The following is an 11,639-nucleotide window of genomic DNA, read 5'->3' as shown; positions in this document are numbered from 1 at the left end:
GATCTTCACACCACCCCCGTTGTGGGCCGGCGCCCCGCCGTTGTGGGCAATCGTTCCGCTGGGGCGGAACGGGTGGGCACAACGGAACGGCGCCCCTGCCGGCGCCAGAGGCTCCCGCGCCTGAACCCGCACCCCGTGCGCAGTGCACTGGTGGTGCGGGTCCAGGCCCGGAACGCGGAGGCGCCGCTGGAGGGCGCCGTCCCGTGTGCCCACCCGTCCCGCCCCAGCGGGACGATTGCCCCCACGGCGGGTGGGCCCGGGCGACGCCCAGCCGGGCGCGGGCCCACGCGGCGGGCCGGCGCGTTACGCCTCGAACGGGCGGGCCGGCCACGGCGCGGACGCGGGCCGCAGCGCGTCCAGGCCGTCACCCGACGACGCCGCCGCCACCGCCAGCACCCCCGCCACCAGGCACGTGTTGTGCAGCGATCCCGAAAGCACCCCCCGCACCAGCTCCCCCAGCGGCACCCGCGCCAGCTCCATGTCGGCCTCCTCGTCGGCGACCTCGTACCGCGCGCCCTCCGCCTCCGCGAGGTCCCGCGCCAGGAAGATCCGTACGGCCTCGTCGGAGCCGCCGGGCGAGGTGTAGAGGTCGGTCAGGACCCGCCAGTCCCCCGCCTTGACGTGCGCCTCCTCGTACAGCTCGCGCTGGGCGGCGTGCAGCGGGTTCTCGCCGGGCACGTCGAGGAGCCCGGCCGGGATCTCCCAGAGCTTCTGCCGCACGGGGTGCCGGTACTGCCGGAGGACGAGCACGCGGTCCTGCTCGTCGAGGGCGAGGACGGCGACGGAGCCGGGGTGGACCTGGTAGTCGCGGCGGGCGACGGAACCGTCCGGCATGACCACGTCGTCCGTGCGGACACTCGTCTTCTTGCCCGTGAAGGGGGTGGTGGTGGCGACGACCCGCCACTCCTCCGGGGTGTCCTGCACCTGCATCAGTCGTCCTCCCACATGACCACGTACAAAAACCGGGGTGCCGGTCCCGCGAAGGGACCCGCACCCCGGCAACGTTACGCCGTACTACTTCGCCGTCTTGCGCTCCACGGCCGCCTTCACCAGGCCCGCGAAGAGCGGGTGCGGGCGGGTCGGGCGGGACTTCAGCTCCGGGTGCGCCTGGGTGGCGACCAGGTAGGGGTGGATCTCCTTCGGGTACTCGACGAACTCGACGAGCTTGTTGTCAGGGGAGGTGCCGGAGAAGACCAGGCCGGCCTTCTTCTCCAGCTCCGCGCGGTACGCGTTGTTCACCTCGTAGCGGTGACGGTGGCGCTCCTCGACGTACGGCTCGTCGCTGTAGGCCTCGCGGACGACCGAGCCCTCGGCGAGCTTCGCCGGGTAGAGGCCCAGGCGCATCGTTCCGCCCAGGTCGCCGGCGCCCTCGACGTAGGCCAGCTGCTCCTCCATCGTGGAGACGACGGGGTGCGCGGTGGCCGGGTCGAACTCGGTGGAGTTGGCCTCGGGGATGTCGGCCAGGTTCCGGGCGGCCTCGATCACGATGCACTGCAGGCCGAGGCAGATGCCGAGCAGCGGCACCTTGTTCTCGCGGGCGTACTGGATCGCGCCGACCTTGCCGGACACACCGCGGTCGCCGAAGCCGCCGGGGATGAGGATGCCGTCGACGTCGCCGAGCTGCTTGGCGGCGCCGGCCGGGGTCTTGCAGTCGTCGGAGGTGACCCACTTGACCTTGACCCGCGCCTTGTTGGCGAAGCCGCCGGCGCGCATGGCCTCGGTGACCGACAGGTAGGCGTCGGGCAGGTCGATGTACTTGCCGACGAGCGCGACCGTGACCTCGTGCTCCGGGTTGTGGACGCGGTCCAGGAGGTCCTCCCAGACGGTCCAGTCCACGTCACGGAAGGGCAGGTCGAGCTTGCGGACGACGTAGGCGTCCAGGCCCTCGGTGTGCAGGACCTTCGGGATGTCGTAGATCGACTTGGCGTCGATCGCGGCGACGACCGCGGCCTCGTCGACGTCGCACATCAGCGAGATCTTGCGCTTGATGGCGGTCGGGACCTCGCGGTCGGCGCGCAGCACGATCGCGTCGGGCTGGATGCCGATGTTGCGCAGGGCGGCGACCGAGTGCTGGGTCGGCTTGGTCTTCAGCTCGCCGGACGGGCCGATGTAGGGCAGCAGCGAGATGTGCACGACGAAGACGTTGTCGCGGCCGACCTCGTGGCGGACCTGGCGGACGGTCTCCAGGAACGGCAGCGACTCGATGTCGCCGACCGTGCCGCCGACCTCGGTGATGACGACGTCGACGTCGTCGGTCGCCATGCGGCGGATCCGGGACTTGATCTCGTTCGTGATGTGCGGGATCACCTGCACGGTGTCGCCGAGGTACTCGCCGCGCCGCTCCTTGGCGATGACCTGCGAGTAGACCTGGCCGGTGGTGACGTTGGCCGAGCCGTCGAGGTCGACGTCGAGGAAGCGCTCGTAGTGGCCGATGTCCAGGTCGGTCTCGGCGCCGTCGTTGGTGACGAACACCTCACCGTGCTGGAAGGGGTTCATCGTGCCCGGGTCGACGTTCAGGTACGGGTCGAGCTTCTGCATCGTGACCCGCAGTCCGCGGGCCTTGAGGAGCGCACCCAGGCTGGAGGCGGTCAGGCCCTTGCCGAGGGAGGAGGCGACACCCCCGGTGACGAAGATGTGCTTGGTCGTCGTGGTGTTGGGCGGCATCGCCAAGAGGGGGCTCCCGTGGTCGCGTTCTGGAGGTGCGTACCGGCGTCCCCTCCGGAAGAATCGGGGGGTGCCGTCGCTGCGGTTTCGGGGTCCTCGGCTGTCGCCGTTTCCCACCGGTCCACGGGGTACCAGGGTATCAGCGACATCGGGAGACCGCTTCCGGCCACACGCGGCAGTCGGGTGTTCACGGACGGCGACGCGGCGGCCGGAGCCGGGGGAAGGCGCAGCTCACCCGGGTGGAGCAGCGCGCGGCCCGTGTGATCACTACGCTCGCCGGGGTGGCACGTATTCTGCTCGGACACCGCCCGCAGAGGAGGCCGGCGTCGCCCGCCGCTCAGGCAGGCCCGTCCCGTCGAGCAGGCCCGCTCGTCCCGTCGAGCAGACCGGTTCGTCCCGCACACTGGCCTTGCCGACATCGCACAGACATCACGCACATCAGCAGCAAGCGCCCCCTCGGGGGCGGACGTGGCCGTACGACTGGAGTGAAGCACGTGGCCGGGCGCATCGAGGATTACGCACTCATCGGAGACATGCAGACCGCCGCCCTGGTCTGCCGGGACGGCAGTGTCGACTGGCTGTGTCTCCCCCGCTTCGACTCGCACGCCGTCTTCGCCGGGCTGCTCGGCACCGAGGAGCACGGATTCTGGCGGGTGAGCCCGGCGGGTCCCGCGGACGCCGAGCCGGCCCCGGCCGACCGGCGCCGCTACGTGGGCGACTCGCTGATCCTGGAGTCCGAGTGGGACACGCCGCGCGGCACGGTCCGGGTGACCGACTTCATGCCGCCGCGTGACGGCGCGCCGCAGCTGATCCGGATCGTCGAGGGCGTCTCGGGCCGGGTGCGGATGCGTTCCTCGCTGCGGATGCGGTTCAGCTACGGCCGGATCGTGCCGTGGGTGCACAAGGTCGGGGAGCGCACGGTCGCGGTCGCCGGGCCCGACTCGGTGTGGCTGGACGCCGACGTGGAGACGCACGGCAAGGACCTGACGACGTACTCCGAGTTCACGGTCACGCCCGGGGAGCGGATCACCTTCACGATCTCCTGGCAGCCCTCGCACAAGGAGCCGCCGGCGCTGCCGGACCCGGAGGGCTCGCTGGAGGCGACCGCCGACTTCTGGCGCGAGTGGGTCGAGCACTGCACCTACCACGGCCCGTACCGGGAGGCCGTGATCCGTTCGCTGATCACCCTGAAGGCGCTGACGTACGCGCCGACGGGCGGGATCGTCGCCGCGCCGACGACCTCGCTGCCGGAGGAGATCGGCGGCGTACGGAACTGGGACTACCGCTACACCTGGCTGCGGGACGCGGCGATCACCCTCTCCTCGATGCTCCGCACCGGCTACCGCGAGGAGGCCCGCGCCTGGCGGGACTGGCTGCTGCGCGCCGTCGCGGGCGACCCGGAGAACCTGCAGATCATGTACGGGATCGCGGGCGAGCGGGAGCTCGGCGAGGCGGAGCTCGACTGGCTCCCCGGCTACGAGAACTCCGGCCCGGTCCGGGTCGGCAACGGCGCCGCGAACCAGCTCCAGCTGGACGTGTACGGCGAGGTCACCGAGGCCCTCCACCTCGGGCACATGACGGGCCTGTCCCGCAACGACTACGCCTCCCTGCTCCAGATCAAGCTGATCAACTACCTGGAGAAGCACTGGGACCAGCCCGACGAGGGCATCTGGGAGGTCCGCGGCCCGCGCCGCCACTTCGTGCACTCCAAGGTGATGGCCTGGGTGGCCGTGGACCGCACGATCAAGCTGATCGAGTCCGGGGACGCCGACGGCCCGCTGGAGCGCTGGCGCGAGCTGCGCGACGAGATCCACCGGGACGTCTGCGAGAAGGGCTACGACAAGGAGCGGAACACCTTCACGCAGTCGTACGGCTCGCAGGAGCTGGACGCCTCGCTGCTGCTGATCCCGCAGATGGGCTTCCTGCCGCCGGACGACAAGCGGGTCATCGGCACGATCGAGGCGATCCAGCGCGAGCTGTCCACGGAGGACGGCTTCGTGCTGCGCTATCCGACGGCCGGTGAGGAGGCCGGTGTGGACGGCCTGGAGGGCGACGAGGGCGCGTTCCTCGCCTGTTCGTTCTGGCTGGCGGACGACCTGGCGATGATCGGCCGGGTCGACGAGGCGCGGACGCTCTTCGAGAAGCTGCTCGGACTCCGCAACGACCTGGGGCTGCTCGCCGAGGAGTGGGACCCGCGGCTCCAGCGGCAGGTGGGGAACTTCCCGCAGGCCTTCAGCCACGTCCCGCTGATCGACACGGCGCTGCGGCTGACGGCGAGCGGGGCGTACGGCGGCTAGCGGCGCGTACGGAGCGGCCGGCGGGCCGTACGGGCGGCCCGGCGCCGCGTACGGAGGCCGGCGCGTGCGGGCGGCCCGGCGCCGCGTACGGAGGCCGACGCGTGCGGGCGGCCCTGCGCCGCGTACGGAGGCCGGCGCGTACGGAGGCTGAGGGGCGCCCCAAGGGGGCCGGACCTACGATGAGAAGGTCCCGTCCCCCCGTACGAAAGGGGGGCTCCCATGGCTCCCCATGTCTCCGAGAGCGCCCTGGCCGGACTGGTCGAGGATCTGGCCGGCGAGGTGATCACACCCGGCGATCCGGGCTATGACGAGTCCCGCGCCCTGCACAACGGCATGATCGACCGGCGCCCGTCGGTGATCGCCCAGTGCGCCACCCAGGCCGACGTGTCCAACGCGATCCTGTTCGGCCGTGAGGCCGACCTGCCGATCGCGGTCCGTGGCGGCGGACACAGCGTCGCCGGGACCTCCATGATCGACGGCGCGCTGATCGTCGATCTCCGCCGGATGCACGGTGTCGTCGTGGACCCGGAGGACATGACGGTACGGGTCGAGGGCGGGGCGACCATGGCCCAGATGGACCACGCGTGCCAGCCGTTCCACGTGGCGACCACCGGCGGCCGGGTGTCCACCACCGGCGTCGGCGGCTTCACGCTGGGCGGCGGATCGGGTTGGCTGGAGCGGAAGTTCGGTCTCGCCAGCGACAATCTGCTGGCCGCCGACCTGATCACCGCCGAGGGCAAGCACGTCCACACGGACGCGGAGGAGAATCCGGAGCTGTTCTGGGCGCTGCACGGCGGCGGCGGCAACTTCGGCGTGGCGACCTCGCTGACGCTGCGGGTGCACGCGCTGCCGCGGATGAGCCTCGTCATGCTGCTCTTCCTGCCGGAGAACGCGCCCGAGGTGGTGCGCACCTTCCGCGACCTCGGCCTGAACGCGCCCGACGAGATGGGTGGCGGCGCTATCTATCTGCCGGCGCCCCCGGAGCCATTCATACCCGAGGACCTGGTCGGCAAGCTGATGTGCGGGGCGCTGTTCACGTACGCAGGGCCGGTCGAGGAGCTCCGCGAGTTCGCGGGGCCGCTGTTCGCGCTGAAGCCCGCGGTGGAGATCGTCACGGACATCCCGTACGTGGACCTGCAGTCGATGATGGACGACCCGCCGGGGCTGCGGAACTACTGGTCGGCCGAGTACCTGCGGGAGTTCCCCGACGAGGCCGTGGACGTCTTCTGCGACCGCGGCGCGGGGATCCCGGCGGAGACGGCCACCCAGCACGTGCTGTTCCTGATGGGCGGGGCCGTGGCCGCGGGGCCCTCCCAGTACCCGCAGCCGTGGCGCACCGCGCCCTGGGCCGTGCACCCCTTCGCGACCTGGGTGGACCCCTCGTACGACGAGCGGGCGAGGCAGTGGGTGCACGACGTGCGGGCCGACGTGCGGCCGTGGGCGCTCGACGCGACGTATCTGAACTTCGTCGGCAACGAGGGCGAGCAGCGGATCGTCTCCTCCTTCGGGGAGAGGAACTACCGCCGGCTCGCCGCCGTGAAGGCCCAGTACGACCCCGACAACGTGTTCCGGTTCAACCAGAACATCGTCCCCGCCGGCTGATCCGGCTCATCGCAGCGCGGTGATCACCTCCTGGGCGGCGCGCGCGCCCTCGGTCGCGCCGCCTTCCATGAACCCCTGGAAGTCGTACGAACAGTGCTCGCCGCCGATGTGGACCCTGCCCTGGGCGGTGCCCTCGTACCCGGCGTACCGGTGGAGGTAGCCGACGGGCCAGCAGGAGTACGCGCCCAGGGAGTAGGGGTTCTTGTGCCAGGCGGAGAGCTGGGCGCGGCCGGTGTACGCCCGGGAGGTGCCGGGGAAGAAGGCGTCGATGCCGGCCAGGTGGCGGGTGACCAGGTTCCGTACGTACGGGTCGGACTCGGTGGAGAACGGCCCGGCCGGGTTCAGGTTCCGGGCCAGGCTGCCGCCGCCGTACTGGAGGAGGATGCCGCCGGTGCCGCCCTGGATCTTGGTGGTGTCCCAGGTCTGCTGCACCTCCGAGTCGGTGAAGCAGTCGCCGGCGGAGACCCCGGGCCAGGGGCCGGTGCCGCGCCAGGGCCGGGTGCCGAACTGCATGTTGAGCTTGGTGCAGTAGCCCATCCGCGCGTCCCGCAGCAGGTTGCGCATGAGCGGGTCGAACCCGGCCTGGGTGAGGTCGAGTTGCTGGAGGATCGGCAGCGGGACGCACAGGATCGTGCGGTCGGCGGTGACGGTCCGGGTGGCGCCCGCCTCGGTGAAGGTGAGCGTCTGGGTGCCGTCGGCGTTGGCCCGTACGGCGGTCAGCGACCAGCCCATCCGCAGGGTGCCGGGGGCGAGGGCCCCGGCGATGGCGTTCGGGAGCCGGTCGTTGCCGCCGACGACGTGGTAGCGCTCGTTGGACAGGCCCCAGACGTTGAAGTTGCCGGGATTGGTCTGGTAGCCCATGAGCAGGACGAGGGCGAGCGAGGACTGTGCGGTGGTGTCGGCGCCGTACTCGACGTTGTAGGCGACGTCGATGAACTTCCCGAGCGGTGAGGAGTGCCCGCCGGGGACCCTGCTCTCGATCCACTCGTACAGCGACATGTTGTCGAGGGCGGTGCCGGTGGGCGTGGTCTGGTTCCACTTCACCTCGCCCGCGTCGAGCAGGTCGCGGTGGAGGGCCTGGTAGACGGCGTTGAAGTCCTCGTCGGCCTGGGCGCGCGGGTAGTAGGTGCCGTTGAACCAGAGGACTTCCTCGGCTCCGTTGGGTCCGCCGCCGAGGAAGTCCTCGACGGCGAGGTCGAAGCGGCGACAGAACTCCAGGATCTTCTTGTGGCTGGTGTCGATCAGCTCGCCGCCGATCTCGGAGGTCTGGCCGTACGCCCAGTGGTCCCGCTGGGTGTACATGCGGCCGCCGACCCGGGACGGGTTGGCCTCGTAGAGCACCGGGCTCAGTCCGGCGTCCTGGAGGGTGAGGGCGGCGGTGAGGCCGGAGATCCCGGCGCCGACGACGGCGATCCGGGCGGTGCTCTTGACCGGCGGGGCGGGCGTGGCGGCTGCGGCGGGCACGGCCGATCCGACGCCGACGGCGATGCCGGCGGCGGTGGCGTACTTGAGGAGGGACCGCCGTCCGAGGGCGTCGGCTCTCAGGCCGCGCAGCTCGTCGACGGGGATGTTCAGCCGGCGGGCGGCGGCGTGCTCGGCGGCGAGGTTCTTCAGGAGGTGCATCGGGTTGGTGCGTGCCATGGGGGCGCTCCTGGAGGGTGAGGGCGGGTTCAGCTCTGGGGTGCGGAGGCGGGGACGGGGGCTTCTTCGTCGGTGCGCTCGGTGGCGTCCTCCAGGACGATCCGGCCGATGATCTCGTAGCGCTCGGGCCGCTTGGCCTTGAGGTAGAAGCCGAGGCCGAGGCCGCCGAAGAAGACGGCGCCGACGATCCAGGGGATCGCCTTGAAGAAGAGGGAGTCGGCGGCGAGACCGGCCGCGGTCTCCATGTTCATCACCAGCAGCACGACGACGGCGATCATGCCGATGCCGCCGAGGAGCGGGGCCGTGAGGGTCTTGAACCAGTGCCGGTCCTCGGGGTGGTTCTTGCGGAAGTAGCCGATGACGGCGAAGGAGCAGAGCGTCTGGACGATGAGGATCGCCATCGTGCCGAGGATCGCCAGCAGCGTGTAGAGGTGGATGTACGGGTCCTGGCCGGTGAGCCAGAACGCGGCGACGAGGCCGACGGCGATGACGCTCTGCACGAACGAGGCGATGTACGGCGAGCCGTGCTTGACGTGCGTCCGGCCGAGCGCCGGGTGCAGGAAGCCCTCGCGGCCGATGGCGTACAGATAGCGCGCGGCGCACTGGTGGAAGGCCATCCCGCAGGCGAAGGAGCCGGTGAGCAGCAGCCACTGGAAGGCGTCGACGGCCCAGGCGCCGATGAAGGACTGGGTGGGCGCGAAGAACAGGTCGAGGGGGCTCGCGGAGGAGGACAGCTTCACGGAGCCGGCGAGGCCGTTGCCGGCGATCGTCATCCACGAGACGTAGATGTAGAAGAGGCCGACGCCGATGACGGAGATCAGGGTGGCGCGCGGGATGACCCGCTTGGGGTCGCGGGACTCCTCGCCGTACATCGCGGTCGACTCGAAGCCGACCCAGGACCAGAAGGCGAAGAAGAGGCCGAGCCCGGCGGAGGTGCCGGTGAAGGCGTTCTTCGGGTTGATCGGCTCGACGGGGATGCCGTCGGGGCCGCCGCCCGCGATCAGGACGGCGGTGGCGACCGCGAAGAGGACGGCGATCTCCGCGACCAGCATCACGCCGAGCGCCTTGGCGGTCAGGTTGATGTCGAAGTACGACAGGACGGCGGTGACGGCCAGCATGACCGCCGCGTACAGGATCCACGGCACGTCGACGCCGAGCTGGTCGGCGACCGTGGTCTTGGCGAAGTAGGCGAAGACGCCGACGATCGAGGCCTCGAAGACGATGTACGCGAGGACGGCGAGCATGCCGGAGGCCATGCCGGCGATCCGGCCCAGGCCGTGCGAGATGTAGCCGTAGAAGGCGCCGGCGGCCGTGATCCGCTTGGCCATGGCGACGTAGCCGACCGAGAAGACGGTCAGGACGAGCGTCGCGAAGAGATATCCGGCGGGGGCGCCGGTGCCGTTGCCGAAGCCGACGGCGATGGGGAGGTTGCCGGTCATCGCCGTGATCGGGGCGGCGGTGGCGACGGCCATGAAGACGACGCCGACGAGTCCGACCGAGTTCGCCTTGAGCCGGTGGACCTCTGGGGTGGGGTTCTCTGCCATGGGCCGAGAGGATCCTCGTGCGTGACGTAGGCCACAATCGACATCCGGTCGCACAATTCCCGCCATGGGGCGACGAGTTGTCGCCCTGGTGTACGAACTGTCCGGTCCCGTAACCGTCAGGTGATGTCGCCGGAACACGGACGCGGGTAGCGTCCGGCCCCATGGACAATCAGGGCGGGATCACCGTGCAGCGGGCGCTCGAACTCCCCGGACTGCGCGGCGGGCTCCCGGAGGTCGTGGCCGGCGCGGACCGGCTGCACCGCACGGTGCGCTGGGTGCACGCGGGCGAGGTGCCGAACATCGCGTCGCTGCTCAAGGGCGGCGAACTGCTCCTCACGACGGGCCTCGGCCTGGGCACCCGCCCGGCCGAACAGCGCGCCTTCGTCCGCCGGCTCGCCGACCGGGGCATCGCGGCGCTCGTCGTCGAACTCGGCCCGCGCTTCGCCCGCCTCCCGGCGACGATAGTGGAGACCGCGCGGGCGGCCGGCCTGCCGCTCGTCCAGCTGCACCGCGAGGTCCCCTTCGTCGCCGTCACGGAGGAGATCCACACCGAGATCGTCAACGGCCACTACGCCCTCCAGCGGCAGGCCGAGGAGGTCCACCGGCAGTGCACCGAGGCGCTGCTCGGCGGCGGCGGGGTGCCGCAGGTGCTCCGCATCCTCTCCGACTTCGCCGCCAACCCGGTCTTCCTTGAGACCGCCGACGGACAGCTCCTCTACGCGGCGGGCACCGAGTCCGGGCCGGCGGACCCGCTGCAGGTGTGGGACGGGCTGCGCGGCCAGCGCGCGGCCCGCGAGTCCGGCCCGCCCACCGGCACGGTCCTCGTCGACGTCCCCGGCGGCGGCCCCGGTACGGGCTCGGTACGGGCCCGCCTGGTCCTCCTCGCGGTCTCCGGCGCCCTCTCCCCCGTCCACCGGATGGCGGCCGAGCGGGCGGCGGGCCTCCTCGCGGTCGTCCTCATGCAGGCCCGCCAGGAGGAGGAGCTGGCGGCACGCGGCCGGGGCGACTTCCTGACGGACCTGGCGGAGGGCCGCATCTCGGCGGAGGACGCGCCGGCCCAGGCGAGGGTCCTCGGCTTCAAGCCGGGCGACGGCCCGCTGCTCCCCGTGGTCATGCGCCTGGCCTCGGAACTCTCCCCCTCGGGCAACTGGGCCCTGCTGGCCCGGGCGGTCCTGGAGGAACTGTCCTCGGTGGGCGTCCCGGCCCTCCTGGGCGTCCGCCCGGTGGAGGGCCGCGTCCCGCTGCTCCTCGGCCTGCGCTCGGAATCGGAACGCACGGCGGTCGCGGACCGGGTCGCGGCGGCGCTGCGCGCGGGCGTGGAACGGGCGGGCCTGGAACGCGCCGGGGTGCACCCTCCCGTCGTCGTGGTCGGCGTGGCGGGCGGCTGGGCGGCCGCGTCGGCGGGCCTGCGGCACGCGGCGGAGACGGCGACGGCGGCGCAGGGCCTCTCGGAGCTCCCCTGGTACGACGCCCGGCGCCTGGACATCGACCTCCTCCTCTGGCGCCTGCGCGACCACCCGGACCTGGCGGCCTTCGTGGACCGGGCGATCGGCCCGCTGCGGGACCACGACAAGACGTCCCGGCCGCCGCTGCTGCCCACCCTGGAGACGTACCTGGCGCACGCGGGCCGCAAGGCGGAGACGGCGCGGGAGCTGCACCTCAACCGGCAGACGCTCTACAACCGGCTGGCCCGCATCTCGGAACTCCTGGGCACGGACCTGGACGACCCCCAAACGGTCCTGGCCCTCTCCCTGTCCCTCAGAGCCCGCCGCCACACACCGTAGCCGGGCGCCCGTGCTGGGCGGTGCCCCGGCCCACCGCCGTGTGGGCAATCGTCCCGCTGGGGCGGGACGGGTGGGCACACGGGACGGCGCGCCCAGCGGCGCCTCCG

7 protein-coding genes are annotated in these 11,639 nt (G+C 71.8%); 3 read left to right on the top strand and 4 right to left on the bottom strand.

Annotated features, from left to right (window positions below):
- Nucleotides 1–303 precede the first annotated feature (303 nt).
- Nucleotides 304–930 carry an NUDIX domain-containing protein gene (locus ACWGN5_RS40735; protein WP_453523759.1) on the bottom strand — a complete coding sequence of 209 codons (627 nt, stop codon included), beginning with the start codon at nucleotides 928–930 and terminating at the stop codon, nucleotides 304–306.
- 84 nt (nucleotides 931–1,014) lie between these two features.
- Nucleotides 1,015–2,664 (bottom strand): CTP synthase, encoded by a 1,650-nt coding sequence (locus ACWGN5_RS40730; RefSeq protein ID WP_453523762.1) that lies wholly within the window; start codon nucleotides 2,662–2,664, stop codon nucleotides 1,015–1,017.
- A 494-nt stretch (nucleotides 2,665–3,158) separates the two neighbouring features.
- Here ACWGN5_RS40730 and ACWGN5_RS40725 point away from each other — a divergent pair, with 494 nt between their 5' ends.
- Together ACWGN5_RS40725 and ACWGN5_RS40720 are read left to right on the top strand one after the other, a co-directional pair.
- A complete protein-coding gene (locus ACWGN5_RS40725; protein WP_453523753.1) occupies nucleotides 3,159–4,961 on the top strand; it encodes a glycoside hydrolase family 15 protein in 1,803 nt (600 codons plus the stop codon).
- A 219-nt stretch (nucleotides 4,962–5,180) separates the two neighbouring features.
- Nucleotides 5,181–6,563: an FAD-binding oxidoreductase gene (locus ACWGN5_RS40720; protein ID WP_453523750.1), complete on the top strand. Its 1,383-nt coding sequence runs from the start codon at nucleotides 5,181–5,183 to the stop codon at nucleotides 6,561–6,563.
- Nucleotides 6,564–6,569: 6 nt separating this feature from the next.
- Here the strand turns inward: ACWGN5_RS40720 and ACWGN5_RS40715 are convergent, their stop codons facing one another.
- Together ACWGN5_RS40715 and ACWGN5_RS40710 are read right to left on the bottom strand one after the other, a co-directional pair.
- Entirely contained in the window at nucleotides 6,570–8,204 is a 1,635-nt protein-coding gene (locus ACWGN5_RS40715; RefSeq protein WP_453523747.1) for a flavin monoamine oxidase family protein, read from the bottom strand.
- Nucleotides 8,205–8,233: 29 nt separating this feature from the next.
- Nucleotides 8,234–9,748: an APC family permease gene (locus tag ACWGN5_RS40710; RefSeq protein WP_453523744.1), complete on the bottom strand. Its 1,515-nt coding sequence runs from the start codon at nucleotides 9,746–9,748 to the stop codon at nucleotides 8,234–8,236.
- 161 nt (nucleotides 9,749–9,909) lie between these two features.
- Here ACWGN5_RS40710 and ACWGN5_RS40705 point away from each other — a divergent pair, with 161 nt between their 5' ends.
- Nucleotides 9,910–11,532 (top strand): PucR family transcriptional regulator, encoded by a 1,623-nt coding sequence (locus ACWGN5_RS40705; protein WP_453523741.1) that lies wholly within the window; start codon nucleotides 9,910–9,912, stop codon nucleotides 11,530–11,532.
- Nucleotides 11,533–11,639 lie beyond the last annotated feature (107 nt).

It is taken from the genome of Streptomyces sp. NPDC055815, from assembly GCF_053616475.1.
Note: the sequence above shows the minus strand (reverse complement) of the source record. Positions and strands in the feature narration are given on the sequence as shown.